The sequence below is a fragment of the Novosphingobium sp. FG137 genome (assembly GCF_057809735.1).
The window spans coordinates 1-15,835 of record NZ_JBMDKN010000015.1; the positions used below are offsets into that span (position 1 = coordinate 1).

The following is a 15,835-nucleotide window of genomic DNA, read 5'->3' on the forward strand; positions in this document are numbered from 1 at the left end:
ACCTGCGCCTCCCGCCGCCACACTCGACATAAACTGCGACTGCAAAGAATATGTCTAATGTTGAGCTCAACATTAGACATACTCGCGGGGCGAAAGATCGAGCTGAATCTCGGCGCGGTCCTCGGCCGAGAGATCGGCAAGGCGCCGGTCGAGCAAGGCTTCGGCGGTCGAGACCAGTTGGATGACGACACTGTGGCCGGTGGCCAGTGCATCCTCGATAGCGGGAAGCAGCGAGGGCAGTTTCATCGACAGCAGCAACTGGCCGAAGAAGCGTTGCTTCGAACTTTCGAAGCGCGAGCGCGCCGCCGACCGCGCCTGCCCGTTGAGGGTCTTGCCCTCCAGTGGATCGGTGACGCCCGTTGCGCCCAGCGCCGCCTCAAGGTTGCGGTGGATGATCGCCCAGGCATCGGCATAGGCGTCGAAGTCTGCGATCTGGTGCGGGGTCAGCGCATGTTCGAGGATGTCATACTCGACCCCGGCATAGGACAGCGCGCGCGCTGTATAGACGCCCATCGCCTTCAATTCGCGGGCGACCAGTTCCATCGCCGCAATGCCGCCCTCGCGAATGCGGGCGATGAAGGAGGTGCGATCCGGAAAGGCCGTGCCTTCGCCCCAGAGCCCAAGCCGTGTGGCATAGGCCAGATTGTTCACGTCCGAAGCGCCAGTGGCCGAGGCATAGATCACGCGGGCGCGCGGAAGGCGGTTCTGCAATTCGACACCAACGATGCCTTGCTGCGAGCCTTTGGTTGCGCCGAACCGGCCTTCACCGCCGGCGACACCGCCCATAGCATGGGCCTCGTCAAACAGGATCACGCCGTCGAAATCCGGCGTCAGCCATTCAAGCAATTGCTGGAGGCGGGTCTTCTCGCCGGTGCCGCTGCGCAGCGTGGCATAGGAAGCAAACAGGATGCCATCAGCCTGTCGGATCTTCGCTTCCGGCTTGATCTTGGAGAGCGGCTGAATGTCGAGCGCGATGCCGCCAAGCGCCTGCCAATCGCGGCGCGCGTCCTCGATCAGGGCATTGCTTTCGCTGATCCAGAGATGGCGGCGGTGCCCGCGCAGCCACTGATCCATCAGGATCGAGGCAAGCTGGCGGCCTTTGCCAGCGCCAGTGCCATCACCAAGGAAGAACCCGCGCCGGTAGCTGGCGCCTTCAGCATCGGGCACCAGTTCGAGCCCGCGTTCCGGCACGCGATAGCGGCCAGCAAGATCGGATGAGGTCGCATCGAGCGCATGGACCAGCGTTTCAAGCTGTGCGCGGCTCAGCACACGGTCACGGATCACCTTGGCGGGAAGCTGGGGGACGTAGCTGGGCGCTGGAAGCGCGACCGAAGCCATAGCTGCGGATTCCACCAGTTGGGTCGGGTGATCTTCGGCATCGTCAAAGACCAGGCGCTGCGGCCGATAGGCGACATAGACGCCGATGGCCTGCTCGGCGTCGGCGATGGTGTCGCGGACGGAGTAGGCCAGAGGAATGACGCCGCTGGCGTCGTTGCTCCGCTTTGCTGGCTGGAATGTTGGCGCGGCGGAACGGAATCCACCAAGCAGGTGCCCGGTGGATTTGGAAGGCTGAGCAGGAAGCACGGCCACAAGCGGCAATTCCGTCGCGACACGGCGTCGCGCCGGAACCTTGGACAGGAACGGAAGCAGGTCTGTGAGGTTCGATCGGTTGACGACGGTGCTGTTGATGGCTCCAGCGCGCTTGTCGATTACCAGCAGGCGAACGGGGATCGAGGTGCCTTGTTTGGTAAAGGCCCCTTCAAGTCGGGCATGGAATGCCACACTCGCACCTTGCAGCGCACGCTGGAACAGTTCCGCTCGGCGACCTTGGGGCTGGAAGCTATCGGGCATGATGGCGACGAGGCGGCCATCGGGTTTCAGAACACCCAAAGCTGCCGCCAGGTGGCGGGCGGCTGTGGTGGGATCTTCGAGGCCAGCGGCATTGCGCGCAAATGGCGGGTTCATCAGCACGGCGCTGGGGCGCTGCGTCACATGGGCACCGATGCGCGCAGCATCAAAACCGGTTACCTGCGCGGTGGGGAACAGGTGACGCAAGATCTCCTGACGGACCGGATCGATTTCGTTGAGATGGAGGCTGGCAGCACGTCTGGCCCAGATCGCCAGCATTCCGGTGCCGGCGCTGGGGTCAAGCACGGTCTCGTCAGGCTGGATGTCGGCAAGATGTGCCGCCAACCAGGCCAAACCCAGCGGAGTCGAAAAGTGCTGATGCTCAACCTGCTCCTCGCTGCGGACCGTTTGGGTTGGCAGGCGAGCTTCGAGATCGTTCAGGCAAGAAAGTGCCTGCGCGACTGTCGATGGGACAGATTGCTCTCGAAGCGATTGGATCACCACCATTTCCAGCATCTGGAAGCTGTCGCGTTGGGACCATACACCCGAGGCCGAGGTGGAGCCGGTTGCGGCCTCCATGGCCGAATTGAGCATCGTGCGGGTAAGCTTTTCGCCCTCAGCAAAATGCAACGCTAAATTGTGGGCAGCTTCGGCAAGCTGGCCCACATACGCCGCAGGCTCGAGCTGGCAGTGAGGCATTGAAAATCCTTTCGGGTTCAGGGAACTCGAAAGCCTTCTCCCACTCTCACTTTCGCCCCAAAAGCCAACGATCAGGGACCCAAGCTAGGTCATCGAAACCAGCCATATATTCACGTTGGCCGCATTACTGCCGGAATACGGGTCTTGAAACATTACCGACATTTTCATGCGACACGTCGAACCGCAGCGATTGTCAGGAGCCGACGTTAAACCTTTCACTGCGCAATAAAGCAAACCCGTAGCCCACGGCAGATGCAAATTGATCGCTGCTTTTCCAGCGGGTCTGTATTATAAACCACAATATGAAACGTGACATGGACCTGATCCGGGATTTGCTCCTGAAAATTGAGGGCGGGCAACGCTCGTTTGATCTATTGACCCCCGAGATCGCCGAAATACTGGGCGAGAGTAGCGAAAGCAGACTGCCGCGTGAACAGGCGGAACTGCTAGAATATCACCTGACCCTGCTAGATAACGCTGGCCTAATCACGATCCAGGCGAAGCTGTCCGGCGCGGTCTGGCAGATCGGTCAGATTACTTGGGCCGGCCATGACTTCCTCGACACAATCCGCGACCCCGCCATTTGGCGTGAAACAAAGGTCGGGGTCAAACAAGCAGGCGGCTTCAGTCTCGACCTCTTGAAGGCCCTCGCTAAAGGGCTGATCAAGAAGAAGATCGAGCAGCACACCGGCATTGACCTGGAACTCTAGTCGCCGTGCCGCTCCGCATCGGTTTGGTCGGGATCATAGCGTTCACCACCTGCTTTGCTGGCGCGATAATGGCAGATTTCGCCCATGTTGATGCCGGCCAACCCTGGGCCGTCTTCGATGATGGGCGCAGTGCAGCCGGAAAAGGCACAGCCATTGTCCGACATTGCGTAGAGGTGTTGAATGGCCCGGATCGAAGGCTTCGGCAATGGCTTTGCTCGCTATTCAGATCTCGATGGGGACCTCGACCAGCACGGGAACCAATGCGGAAATTGGCGTGTGAAGGTCGACTTCAACGCCCGGCGTCTCAAGGCTGATCACAAGCGCGTAGCGCGCCTCTTGGTCATATCTTCCGAGCGATTTGCGCTCTCGCCACCATCCTGAGATCGGATGGACATATAGAGCATTGCGGGCGGCAAGTTCGACAGCAGGGCCTTCCCAGACGTCGACATGCAGCGAACCCGAGGAGATCTGCTTTTCGCCAAATAGCCAGCCGTCGTTCGTTTCATTGACCGCGCGCGGAGCGTCTTTGTCGTATCCTTCGGCATTGTTGCGGCGATTGAAGTTCCCAATCGTCTCACGCGAGCGCTTGAGATCGAAACGTAGGCCGAAGGACTGGTAGCGTGCCGGGTCCAGATTGGTGGCAAAGCTGGGGTTGGGTTCCACGAAATAGGAGAGGGCAACTTTTAATCTCACCCGAGTGTTGTCGAGTGCTTCAAGCACGTCCTGGGGCCAGGGAAGCTGATAGATATGCGACTCGTTAAATCGCACGCTTCCGCCTTCCATTCGGAACGGACGAATCGTGTTTTGTGCGACCAGGGCGAGATCATCGATGGCCGACGCCATCGCACGCCCCAGATCGGGGATACCGTAACCGAACCGTCTTAGGCAGTCGGCCTTTTCTCGCTTTGTCGCGCACTGCGCGACGAGTTGATCCATGTGCCCAGTCCAACGGGCACTATGCACCATCAGCGCACGGATCGTTTCCGGCCAGTAATGCGGGTAGGCAGCAGTCAGCTGAGCCGCCATCCGGGCCGCCTGAGCGGTTGCGGCACTTGTCGCCCAGAATGCATCCAGCGGCTTCTGAGCGACGAGGCGGGAGGCCGCAAGGAGGGAAAGGGAATCAAGTCCCGCTACCGCTTCTGCCCCGCACGGGCTGAGCGCCCTGTTCCCGGCCTCGAAGACGAGTTCGGGTTTGAATGGAGATTGGCTGGTGTCCCAGAGGAAGGATGTCCGGCTGTAAGGACTGGCGGCACCGACCGGTGCCATCGTGGTCCAACTGTCGTAGCCTGCCTCGCCGATCTCCGTTTTGTCCGTATATCCGCCGATCGTGAGGGCATTCCACGCCTGGGACGGGTCTTCTGCCGGGAAAGCATCAGCATCTGCGATTTCGGCGGCAATGGAATTGTCGGGAATATTGCCAGCAGAGAGCAGTATCAGCCGCCGAGTCGACGGATTTTCAGCATCGTCCGATTCCGCTCCGGCCGCCGCTTGGTCGATGGCCGCGCTCCACGCCGTCGCGTCCGATCCGCTGCGCCCCTCGTTGGTGACCGCCATGCAGAAAACACGGTCACGATCCGGGTTGTTGATCTCCGCGAGCAGAATGGCGCTCTGGGTGATCGGTCCATAGGAATGGGGATCATTGTCCGGCACGCCGGGAGGGGGCAGAATCTTGACTGATTCCAGACGGTGGGTGAGCTCGATTGGCTGATTGCTCGCGAGCGGACCGACAAGATCCCCATGCAAGGCAAGACCCGCCATGCCGGTCCCATGGCCAGCGCCGTGTTCGTGATCGTCCCCGCCCCAGGCCGTGTCGATTGCCATCAGATCTTCTGGCGACAGAGCGGGTTCGATCAGGGGATGCGCCCGAGTGACCCCTGTGTCGAGCAGGCAGACCGCCGGCGCGTCATTGCCTGGCCAGGTTACACGCTCTGCGAGATCATCGATAAATTCCGGAGCGTCGTCCTTCAGGTCCCGGGTGAACACCAGCGGGCTGTCGCTCGCGCGACGCAGCTCCGAAATGCCTGCGGTTGCGAACAGCAACATCTCGATTGATGCGCGCCGTCCGTATGCCGGGATCACCGTCGTCTCCGGAAAACGCAGAAAGGTGTCGGGGTTGCCGATATGCAGCCCCAACACCGCAGCGCTGCCCAGAACTCTGTCGATGCGATCATTGAAGCACCAGAGCGCCCACCACATCTGCGCCTGGGGGTCTTCCGGCAATGATTCGGGAGCATCGCGCCAGAAACTTTGCAGGCGAGCCGCGCGAATGTGCTCAATCGGTTCGACCCGGGTCTTCTTGGGCGGCGATCCCTTTTCGCTCAGTTCGCCGTTTGTGTAGTCCTCAAAGACTTGGGAAAAGGCATCGCGCATGTCATCCGGGACAAACAGGGCAATGCGGCGTACGCCGTTTTCGTCGACGATTTCGGCCGCTTGCCGTGTGCCTTCTCTTTGCCGTTCAAGGTTGGTAGCGCCTGTGCCCCGATTGAGTTCAACCTCAATGAAAACGCCGCCAGCAGGCTCAAGGTCCGCTGGCTGTTCGGGCAGGCCGCGCTGTCCGGCCTCAGCTTCCGCAAAGGCATTGCCAATTTCCGCGATGAGGCGGAGACCGTGATCCTCACGCACTCTGTTTAGCGCGCGCTGCCGTGCGTTGCTGCCCGGCGACTTGAAGGTACGTCGCTGGGCAAGCGGAGTGATATCGATGTGCGGTAGGTTGTGTTCGCTCACAGGGCTCAGAGCTTCACCGCAAACGCCGTTCGCATGGCCTGGCGCTCAGTGAGCTTGGCGACGACCTCCTGGGTGGTCGTCTGCTTCCTCTGCTCAAGGATCGCAGTCTTGACGACTTCATCCGCAGCGCGGGCGACTTCGGCCTGGCTAAGCCCGCGCGCCGCCTGCTCGATCGCGGTCCATCCTGCGCGCTGGAACTTGAGTGGTTTGAGGTTGGCCTTGATCACCGCGCGAACCTGCGCTGCGGTCGGCATCTCAAATTCGAGCACGTCGTCGAACCTGCGGAGGAGCGCCCGGTCCAACAACTCCGGATGATTGGTGGCTGCGATGATCGGGCTGTCCGTCGAGGTCTTCTCTTCCATGAACTGGAGGAAGCTGTTGAGGACGCGACGCATTTCAGCGACGTCGTTGGTCGCGGTGCGATGACCGCCGACAGCGTCGAATTCATCGAACAAATAGACGCCGCGCCGACGCCGGGTCTCATCGAAAACCAGACGCAGTTTTGCTGCGGTTTCACCCATGTAACGGGTGATCAGTGTTTCAAGCCGAATGATGAAGAGGGGAAGCTTCAGTTCACCTGCGATCGCCTCGGCCGTCATGGTCTTGCCTGATCCCGGCGGGCCGACGAACAGCAGGCTTCTTGACGGGACCTTGCCATGTTCGCGCAGCCAATCGCGTTTGCGCTGCTGCAAGAGCATCCCATTGAGCCGCTCGGACACCGACGCGCTCAGAATAACGTCCTGAAGATCAATTACTGGATCGCGATAGTCGAGCAGTCCCTCGAGATCGCCGCGTGGGGCAGCAAAAGATACGGGAACAGATGCCTTGACCCCGCCCGCTCCGCGCGCGGCATCTACTGCGGAACGAAGTTCATTCGCGGTGTCACGGTGGCCTTGACGGGCTTCAGATGCAGCAACTTGCAAGGCAATAGAATAGAATTGCGCGTCATCACCTTCCGCGCGACTGCGTAACATCGCCAGTATTTGCTTGGCGTTTGACATCTATTCTGCTTTCCATTCCCTCGCGTCGCAAAGCTGTGACGCCACCAGCGATACGTCATGTTTCGTGAAATTTGAAGCGCGATTGTTGCCCAGGGGCCATCTCATCTCCGGAGCTGATTCAGGCCGCAGCTGCGGCATTACGAATGCCCTTCATTGCTACCCTCATTTTGCCGAGCGGCGTGCGAAGACCGGCCGCGGTCTCTCGCGAGGGGAGCCTGCTCAGGTTGCGGAGGATTACCGGACCGGACGTTCCCGAGTGATCTGGGGTACTGATCTTGGAGGCGGTGAATGCAGCGCACCTCAATGTAACCAGATGCTGCTAGCCGCCGTTTCAGATCGTCCGCCAGGATGATCATTTCCCCATCGGGCTTTGCCCATATTTGCGGAGAACATCATCGAAGGCCTCAGCCATTAGTTCCTGCAAGCTAAGGCCGTGCTTGCGGGCGCATACGTGCATCGCCAGTGACATTTCCTGCGAAAAGTAGGCGGCGATGGCCTTGCGCCCCACACGACTGCTCGATCGAGGCGGGGTGCTGATCGACACTGTTGCAGCGGCGGCCTCTTCCTTGTCGGGCGCGGCAGGCTGGGGTTGCGGTTTGGGGCTTACCTTGGGTTTGTCCGCCAGGTTGGCAAAGCGGCTCATGCATTCACACTCCCTCATGTTCGGTTTTGGGCATTGTGACCTGTGCGATGGTCCACATGTGAAGCGCAGCTATCTCTGCGGCGGCCTTTCCCTCGGGCTCGAACTCAATCACCGAGGCCCCGGCGGCACTGGCGTGGCGATAGACTGCGCGGTCGGGCAGGATGTGCGGGCAAGCCTCGATCCCGAAGCCCCGAACCAGTTCAGCCGCCTCCTCGTACATGCGCGGCGCTTGTGGTGGGCCTGCGGTGAAAACCACAAAGGCAGGCTTATCAAACAAACGCACAAGACTGACCGTGGTCTTAATCGCAGCGAGATCAAAGGCACTGGGTCGGCAAGGGATCAACACCAGGTCGGCCACCTCAACTGCTATGCTGGCCGCACTGTCGGCATGGGGCGGCGTGTCGATAACGACGAACGTCGCGCCTTGCGCCTTGGCTGCGTCAACCTTGGCTTGAATACGGGGCGGTGCGCTGTCAATCACCTCTGGCGCCTTGTCCGCCCGCCAAGCACCCCATTGGCTTGCGGTGGCCTGCGGGTCCGTGTCGATGATGAGTGCGACGGCATTTGCGGCTTCGGCGGCTGCGGCTAGATTGACCGACAGGGTGGTTTTGCCCGATCCGCCCTTTTGGCTGACGATGGCGATTATTGTCATGGTGAATTCCTTGCCCGTTCACATGTGGACGTGTGGGCTTGTGAGAGTGTGAGCCTTTGGAAGCGTGTGATGCTGGACATGTTCAGCCATCTGGGCTGACGCGTCGCTCCATCCTGGCCATCAGCCTCGCAGTCAGATGAGCCAGAGGCCCAGCCTGGGGCTCGACCGCTTGCTCAGGCGCTGGAGTTTGTTGCGGGGCCTCTTGGACATTGCGCTCCGTTGCCCGGAAAAGCCCCGCAAGGTTCACCCCTGACGAGCCTGCCCGTCGCACCATCCCCGCCAGACACCGGGCTGGAGAGCCAACCCGATAGCGGTGGCCCGGCGGCAATTCGGCATTCCGGTCGATCAGCAGCACGCTGAGCGCGGCCCGTTCCCGCCCGAACTGCTGGCAAGCCCGGCCCCAGGTGCTCTGGGCGATGCCAAGTCGTCCGCAACTGCGCCAAGACGCTTCAACGAGGTTGGGCCAGGTTGGCCCGCCCAGCGCCTCGACGATGCCGCGATAGCTCTCGGTGGCCACCACTAGCGCGGTCGCGGGCCGGATGCGCTCCAGCGGATCGCTGAGCCGCGCGGTACGCCTTCGTGATGAGTTTTTGTCCTGTATATTGGGTGCGCAGTTTTCTTCCGGCGCGTCGGAAGTTTTCAGTGCACGGGGCTCTGGTTCGGGCGCAGATTCGATAGCAGCGAGCATGGCGGACAGGGCCTCGCGGATGGCAATCAGGCGGTCGATGCTGGTGATCCGCGCTGTTCGGCCATCAGGCAGGATGGTCTCGGCCCGCTCGCGCAGATCTTCGTCACCCGCCTCACGGATGCGTTGGCCCAACTGGCGGATTTCGGCGCGGCATTGCTGGATGGCGCGGGCCTGCAATTCCAATGCCTCGGCCTTGGCCTGCATCTCGGCAAAGCGCTCGACCAGCGGGGCCAGGTTGATGCCCGCCGCCCAGACAACGACCCCATCCTGCCGATCGCCAGCGCGCTCGCCATTGATGCCGGCGTTGCGGACAATGAAGCCTGCCTGCTCCAACTCGCGCTCGGCCGAATTAATCGAGCGCGGGGTCAGTCCTAGCTGCTCGGCAAAGCGGCGAGCCTGCGTCCAGACCGCGCAGATGCGGCCTGACAGGTAATCGCCATCCATCGTTTTGAGGACATAGTGGCGGACAAGCGCCACGGCGGTGGAGGACAGCCCAAAGCCCGGTCGTGCCACCTGCTCGAACAGGCGCAGCAGATCGAAGCGCCCTACGCCAGCGGGCAGCCCCCTATGGGCAAGGGTGGTGCTCATGTGAGCCTCCTTTACCGATCGTTCTATAGGGCTGCTTCAGGGAAGGGGGCTTAATGAGGGAACTGCCGGCACTGCGGCGGCACCTGAAGTTGCGCCGATCACTTGCTAGCGCGACCAGAGTACGGCGGAAAAATCTTGACCCGAAGCGGCGGATCGGCGACCAATACGAAGCCCAAGAAATGGCAAGTATTGACCGAAAATTCGGTTTACAGGCCAAGGGTAAGTCATTGATAGAAAAAGCGGGGTTAGAGTAGCAGTTTACAGAAAAATGTAATGATTTCAGACTGACACCAGAAATCATAATCCGCGTGTCGGGGGTTCGAGTCCCTCCTCCGCTACCAACCTCGGGTCCGGAAGCTTCCAAGGCCTTCCGCATTCTTCCAAAAATTCAAGAGAAAGCAGAGGGTTGCGGGTGATTCGCGTCCGCATGTGCCCGATGCCGTCCCCATGCAGCCAGATTTGGTTTGGGGGTATTTTGGGGGTATTTTCGCGGAGTGCCGGAAAGGAGCGATACCCCCAATGCCTCTCACAGAGACTCAGGCCCGAAATGCGAAGCCGACCGACCGGGCTTACAAGCTCTCCGATAGCGAGGGGCTGTTCCTGCTCGTTCAGCCAAACGGCGCGAAGCTATGGCGGATGAAGTACCGCTTTGCGGGCAAGGAGAAGCTGCTGTCCTTCGGCGCCTATCCAGCCGTGGGGATCTCGGCTGCAAGAGAGAAGCGCTTCGCCGCGAAGGCCCAGCTCGCCCAAGGACAAGACCCCATGAGGGCCAAGGGTGAGGGCGAAGGCGACGAAGACAAGAGCTTCGAGGCGGTGGCCAAGCGCTGGCATGATAACCGCAAGAGTGCATTGAACCCAGCGCACGCCGAGCGCGTGTGGTCGCGCATGGAGCGGGATGTCATTCCTGCAATCGGTCAGAAGGCCATTCACGAGATCACGCCGCCGGACGTGCTGGCCATGATCCGCAAGATCGAGAAGCGAGGAGCGCTCGACATCAGCCGGCGCGCGAAGCAGGGCGTGGGTCAGGTCTTTCAGTTTGCTATTGCCTGCGGGCTTGCCAGCCATGATCCGACTGCAAACCTTCGCGGCGCTTTGAAGCCGCGTCCGCGGGTTCAGCACATGAGCCGCCTTCCGCTGGGCGAGCTGCCCACATTCCTCGACAAACTGCGCGGCTATCGGGAGGAGGGCGAGCGGCGCTCCTTGATCACACGCGATGCCGTCATGTTTGCCTTGCTAACCTGGGTCAGAACCAAAGAACTTCGATTTGCGACCAAGACCGAATTTGAAGGTCTCGATAGTCCCGAGCCATTATGGCGCATTCCAGCAAGCCGAATGAAAATGGGCCGTGAGCACCTCGTGCCTTTGTCCGCTCAAGCGGCGACGATCGTCAGGACAATGATTGGTTCTGCAAAAGGGGAGTTTCTGTTTCCCGGCAATCATCCGGACAAGCCCCTGTCGGAAAACACGATGATCTATGCACTTTACCGCCTTGGTTATCATACCCGGCAGACGGTTCACGGGTTCCGCGGCCTTGCGAGTACATGGGCGAATGAGCAGTTGATCGAGTTCGGCAATCCGCCCGTCTGGATCCGTCGTTACCACGAAGACTGGGTCGAACTGCAGCTCGCACATTCCGAGAAGAATGAGGTTCGAGGCGCCTACAACGCAGCGGAGTACCTCGCACCGCGTCGGCGCATGATGCAGGACTGGGCGGACTTCCTCGATGTCGGATCGGTCGTCGATATCAAGCGGGGTCGGAAGCGAGCGGCATAGAGTCCTCCGCTAGACCTTGCCGATCCAGTCTGCACGGACGCGATCAATCCCGGTGATGACGCCATCGACGGTAACCTTTGAGCCGATGAGCTGCTCGACATCCTCTTCTGCCTCGATCACCCAGACTTCGTGGAGGTCAGTCGTCAGGATCAAGCCGCGCTTGGCACGGTCCAAAATCCCGGCGATGCGCTGCCGTTCTGTGCTCACTTAATCCCTCATTCTCAGCGCCAATTGCGAAGTACGTCCCGAACATAGTTCGGAGTTTCGCCGTTAATTGGTATCCCGCCAGCCCGTTCGACGGCACCTGGGCCGGCATTGTAGGCAGCTACGGCAAGGTGGACCAAACCGAACCGATCAAGCATCTGGCGCAGATAGCGTGCTGCGCCAAGGATGTTCGTGCCGGGATCGTAGCGATTTGTGATGCCAAGTGCTCTTGCGGTACCGGGCATCAGTTGCCCCAAGCCGGCCGCACCCGCTGTGCTGACCGCAAGGGGGTTGTATCGCGATTCAGTCCACACCAGCGCATCGAGTAGCCCAGTTGGCAAGGAATAGCGGGCTTCAGCAGCTAAAACCTGAGGCAGGTAGATCGTCCGGCGCCAACTCCTTTGGCTCCTGGCATCTATTCCCGTAGTCTGTTTTGGCGATTTCTCGCTCTGCTGATCGAAGGCCACAATCCGATGTGCTTTTTCGCTGGCAGACCGTGGCCAGATGCCATGTTCGTAGAGCACGAAGCCATCCTGACGCAGAAAAGTCCCAGATCCTTGCGCCTGCGGGCCGTCAGGGCGAGCATTCGCCTGCATTGTCTGCGCCTCCGCAGGAACGCTGCTGAGCGCGAACAGCGCAAGGGCGGCGGACAGATACCAGCATTTTCCCATGACAAATTCTCGTTTTGCCGAATCAGGAAACGGAACATATAAAGAACATGTCGTGCGATAAAGCACGTCGTGATGGGCGCAGAGTGGAGGCTGCGCGGGCGGTGGCATCCGTGATGGAGATGCCCGATGTCGAATGCCCTTGTTGTTGATCGTCTTGAAGCCCGTGCCCGTCAGATTGTTGCCGACCTTGAGGGCTCCTGGTCACGCTCGCGCGGCATGTGCCGCTGTCCAGCGCATGAAGATCGCACACCCTCGCTCAGCGTGACGCTTGGTTCACGGGCGATCCTGTTCCATTGCTTTGCCGGCTGTACCAACGCCGCAGTCATGGCGGCGCTCGCCCAGCGAGGGGTGAGGTCCTCAACCTTGTTCGATGGACGGACCGAGCCGGTCAGGACCGCTATCCCGGAAGCGATGCCGAGCGAACATATCCAGCGGCTTTGGCGGGAAGCGACGTGCCTCGTTGACAGCCCGGCTGAGCGCTATCTCGCGGGCCGCGCCATCCATGCAGGCTCACCGGATCTGCGGTATCACCCGCGCACGCCGCTTGGTCCCAAGGGATTGGTGCGGTTTCACCCATCGCTTCTCGCCGCTGTGCGTACCGATCTCGGCGTCATTGCGCTTCATCGCACCTTTCTTGAGTTTGAGACCTTCCGCGTTGCCCGCTTTGATGGGCCCAAGCGCGCGCTTGGTGCTCTTGGCCGCGGCGCGGTGCGACTTCACGGCCCTCGCGGCGGAAAGCTCGGGCTCGCCGAGGGGATCGAGACAGCCCTTTCTGCAAAGGAGCTGTTTGGCATTCCCTGCTGGGCGACGCTCGGAACCGAGCGCTTCGGGCTGGTTGCGATCCCGGAGAGCGTGAGTGAACTTCACTTGTTCATCGATCACGATGCGGCTGGCGATCTGGCTGAGCGACGCGCGCGCGCGGCTTATGAGCGGGAAGGGCGCGTGATCGTCACGCATCGTCCCGAACAACCGGGCGCCGACTTCAACGATGTCCTGATGGCCCGGCAGAAGATCGAAGTCTGAGCCGGACAAGAGAGGGGAGGAGGCCTGGAGCTTCTTGAGACCCGCATGGCGCGGGTGTCGTCAGGAGGCTTCCATGTCCACTCTCCCCGTTCTTGCCTTGCCCCTTTCAGGCCAGCCTGCCGTCCTTCTGGCAGCACAGGCGCTCGCCGACCGACTCGATCGCGGCGACGCGATTTCGCGATCCGTCCTCAATGCCGAACTGGCCGCACATTTCGGCGGCAGCGACGCGGCGGGCCGCTGGTCGGTGCGCGACGCCCACGCAGCTCTCGAACTTGCGCAGGTCCTTTGGCTTCAGTCGAGGTCCGATCTCGATATCCGATCAACGCCGGGCAAGGCCGCTCGGCACTTCGATCAACTGGAAGTTCTGGTTCCCCGCCAGACCGTCCGCAGCGAAGAGCAGGTCGAACTCCAGCAATTCGCAACGCCGCCGCGCCTTGCCTGGCTGGCGGCGAGGGCTTGTGCTCCTGCGCGCGGCGAGCTCCTTCTTGAACCGTCCGCCGGAACCGGCATGCTTGCCGTCTGGGCGGACAAGGCTGGCGCGCGGCTCGCGCTCAACGAGATCTCCGGGCTGCGCTGCGACTGTCTTACTCGTCTGTTCCCCGCAGCCAGCGTTTCCAGCCATGATGGTGAGCTCATCGACGAGCTTCTTGCTTTGGCATTCCGCCCGCAGACCGTTCTGATGAACCCGCCCTACTCGTGGAGCGCGGAACGCGGCCGCGATGGCCGAACCGCGGCGCGGCATCTGCGCTCGGCATGGAACCGGCTTTCCCCTGGCGGGCGGCTCGCCGCCATCCTTCCCGAGTGGTTCGATCTGCCAGGCTTCCTCGCCCGGTCGGCCAAGCCTGCAGCCATCCGCCTCGATCTCATCATCGAGCGCGGGTTCGTTACGCACGGTACCTCCATCACGACCAGGCTGCTGGTGATCGACAAGCTCGATGTGACGAGTGAGCCAGTCACTGGCCGTGTGTTTGAGTTCCGTGAACTCTGTGCGCTCGTCGATGCAGTACCGGCTCGCTCATCGCCGCCATGCCTCACCGCGATGCCGCCCCGGCCGCTAAAGGCTATCCCGCTCCTTCAGCCCTCTGCACGGCCGATGCCACTCGCCACAAATCCAGGATCGCGGTCTGGGGAAACTGCGCCGGTTGCGTTTTCTGCGCTCGAAGTCCCGGCCGCGACGCCAGAGCAGGTCGGCCACTATCTGCCCTACCGCCCGAGCCGCATCGCGATACCAGGTGCAGCCGATCATCCGACACCGCTTGTGGAATCGGTCGCCATGGGATCGATCACTGCGCCTGTCCCTTCCGTCGTTCCCAGGCTGCCCGGTCATGTCATTGCCAAGGGTCTGTTGTCGGCCGCACAGATTGAAACCCTAATCTACGCGGCAAGCGCCCACGCGCGCGATCTGACGGGTCTCTTTATGCCCGAAGACAAGGGTTGCGTTCTGGTGCCCAGTGCCGAGGGCAGGGCCTACCGCATGGGTTATTTCCTCGGTGACGGCACCGGTGCCGGCAAAGGCCGCCAGGTCGCCAGCGTCATTCTCGACCGTTGGGTGCAAGGGGAGCGACGCCATATCTGGATCTCGAAGAACGAGGCTCTGCTTGAGGACGCGCGCCGCGACTGGGCCGCGCTTGGAGGCCTGCCTATCGACATCCAGCCCCTGGCGACCTGGAAGCTCGGCTGCCCGGTCACGATGCAGGAGGGTATCCTATTCGTGACCTATCCGACGCTCCGTTCGGGCCGCGCAGATGCGACCCGGCTCGATCAGATCCTCGCCTGGGCCGGGGAAGACTTCGAAGGCGTGATCGTCTTCGATGAGGCACACGCCATGGCCAATGCTGCCGGCGGCGAAGGCTCGCGCGGCAAGGTGAAGGGGTCTGAGCAGGGCGTGGCCGGCGTGCGTCTCCAGAACCTGTTGCCGCGCGCGAGGGTACTCTATGCTTCCGCAACCGGAGCGTCGGACGTCAACAACCTCGCCTATGCCACCCGCCTTGGTCTCTCGGGACCTGAGACCGCCTTCGCGACCCGGGAGGAGTTCGTCACCGATATCCGCGCCGGCGGTATCGCCGCGATGGAACTCGTCGCCCGCGATCTGAAGGCGCTGGGGCTCTACACCGCGCGGGCGTTGTCGTTCGCTGGCGTCGAGTACGAGATCCTCGAACACGTTCTTAGCGCCGACCAGATCGCAGTCTACGATGCCTATGCCGATGCCTGGGCCATCATCCACGCCAATCTGCGCGATGCCCTTGAGGCAACGCGGATTGTCGATGCCGACACCGGCGGCACGCTCAATAGTGGCGCCAAGTCTGCTGCGCTCTCGGTCTTCGAAGGCACCAAGCAGCGCTTCTTCGCACAGCTGCTCCTCTCGATGAAGCTGCCAAGCCTGCTGCCTGCCATCGACACCGCGGTCGCGGAGGGCAATGCCGTGGTGGTCCAGCTCGTCTCGACGGCGGAAGCCATGCTCGACCGGCGGCTTGCCGATTTGTCCGATGAAGAACGCGAGGCGCTCGAGATCGATCTCAGCCCGCGCGAGTATGTCTAATGTTGAGCTCAACATTACACGATTTCTTTGCAGTCGCAGTTTATGTCGAGTGTGGCGGCGGGAGGCGCAGGT

General features: G+C 61.5%; 13 protein-coding genes. 4 read left to right on the forward strand and 9 right to left on the reverse strand.

The genetic code is table 11. The features are described from left to right. Positions 1–72 precede the first annotated feature (72 nt). Positions 73–2,547 carry a strawberry notch-like NTP hydrolase domain-containing protein gene (locus ACODS2_RS23005; RefSeq protein ID WP_489000816.1) on the reverse strand — a complete coding sequence of 825 codons (2,475 nt, stop codon included), beginning with the start codon at positions 2,545–2,547 and terminating at the stop codon, positions 73–75. 302 nt (positions 2,548–2,849) lie between these two features. Between ACODS2_RS23005 and ACODS2_RS23010 the strand changes: the two genes are divergently transcribed. Then, the gene (locus ACODS2_RS23010) at positions 2,850–3,257 is read left to right on the forward strand and encodes a DUF2513 domain-containing protein (protein WP_489000817.1); all 408 of its coding nucleotides are present in this window, start codon (positions 2,850–2,852) and stop codon (positions 3,255–3,257) included. Here the strand turns inward: ACODS2_RS23010 and ACODS2_RS23015 are convergent. The 6 genes from ACODS2_RS23015 to ACODS2_RS23040 form a co-directional block, all read right to left on the reverse strand. Then, positions 3,254–3,421: a hypothetical protein gene (locus tag ACODS2_RS23015; protein WP_489000818.1), complete on the reverse strand. Its 168-nt coding sequence runs from the start codon at positions 3,419–3,421 to the stop codon at positions 3,254–3,256. The two genes, ACODS2_RS23010 and ACODS2_RS23015, sit on opposite strands and share 4 nt — an antisense overlap. Before the next feature lie 58 nt (positions 3,422–3,479). Next, positions 3,480–5,981 carry a S8 family peptidase gene (locus ACODS2_RS23020; protein WP_489000819.1) on the reverse strand — a complete coding sequence of 834 codons (2,502 nt, stop codon included), beginning with the start codon at positions 5,979–5,981 and terminating at the stop codon, positions 3,480–3,482. A 5-nt stretch (positions 5,982–5,986) separates the two neighbouring features. Beyond that, on the reverse strand, positions 5,987–6,982 hold the full coding sequence (locus tag ACODS2_RS23025; RefSeq protein WP_489000820.1) for an AAA family ATPase: 996 nt from the start codon (positions 6,980–6,982) through the stop codon (positions 5,987–5,989). A 352-nt stretch (positions 6,983–7,334) separates the two neighbouring features. Further along, positions 7,335–7,625 carry a ribbon-helix-helix domain-containing protein gene (locus tag ACODS2_RS23030; RefSeq protein WP_489000821.1) on the reverse strand — a complete coding sequence of 97 codons (291 nt, stop codon included), beginning with the start codon at positions 7,623–7,625 and terminating at the stop codon, positions 7,335–7,337. A 4-nt stretch (positions 7,626–7,629) separates the two neighbouring features. Beyond that, entirely contained in the window at positions 7,630–8,277 is a 648-nt protein-coding gene (parA, locus tag ACODS2_RS23035) for a ParA family partition ATPase (protein WP_489000822.1), read from the reverse strand. Positions 8,278–8,359: 82 nt separating this feature from the next. Next, positions 8,360–9,553, reverse strand: a complete 1,194-nt coding sequence (locus ACODS2_RS23040; protein WP_489000823.1) for a helix-turn-helix domain-containing protein — start codon at positions 9,551–9,553, stop codon at positions 8,360–8,362. A 519-nt stretch (positions 9,554–10,072) separates the two neighbouring features. On the opposite strand from ACODS2_RS23040, the gene ACODS2_RS23045 reads away from it, so the two are divergent. Further along, a complete protein-coding gene (locus ACODS2_RS23045; protein WP_489000824.1) occupies positions 10,073–11,326 on the forward strand; it encodes a tyrosine-type recombinase/integrase in 1,254 nt (417 codons plus the stop codon). Positions 11,327–11,335: 9 nt separating this feature from the next. Here the strand turns inward: ACODS2_RS23045 and ACODS2_RS23050 are convergent, their stop codons facing one another. Both ACODS2_RS23050 and ACODS2_RS23055 read right to left on the reverse strand, forming a co-directional pair. Then, positions 11,336–11,533 carry a DUF5818 domain-containing protein gene (locus tag ACODS2_RS23050; protein ID WP_489000825.1) on the reverse strand — a complete coding sequence of 66 codons (198 nt, stop codon included), beginning with the start codon at positions 11,531–11,533 and terminating at the stop codon, positions 11,336–11,338. 14 nt (positions 11,534–11,547) lie between these two features. Beyond that, on the reverse strand, positions 11,548–12,267 hold the full coding sequence (locus tag ACODS2_RS23055; RefSeq protein WP_489000826.1) for a lytic transglycosylase domain-containing protein: 720 nt from the start codon (positions 12,265–12,267) through the stop codon (positions 11,548–11,550). A 60-nt stretch (positions 12,268–12,327) separates the two neighbouring features. Between ACODS2_RS23055 and ACODS2_RS23060 the strand changes: the two genes are divergently transcribed. Then, positions 12,328–13,224, forward strand: a complete 897-nt coding sequence (locus tag ACODS2_RS23060) for a DUF7146 domain-containing protein (protein ID WP_489000827.1) — start codon at positions 12,328–12,330, stop codon at positions 13,222–13,224. A gap of 73 nt (positions 13,225–13,297) precedes the next feature. Next, on the forward strand, positions 13,298–15,763 hold the full coding sequence (locus ACODS2_RS23065; protein WP_489000828.1) for a strawberry notch-like NTP hydrolase domain-containing protein: 2,466 nt from the start codon (positions 13,298–13,300) through the stop codon (positions 15,761–15,763). Positions 15,764–15,835: the final 72 nt, after the last annotated feature.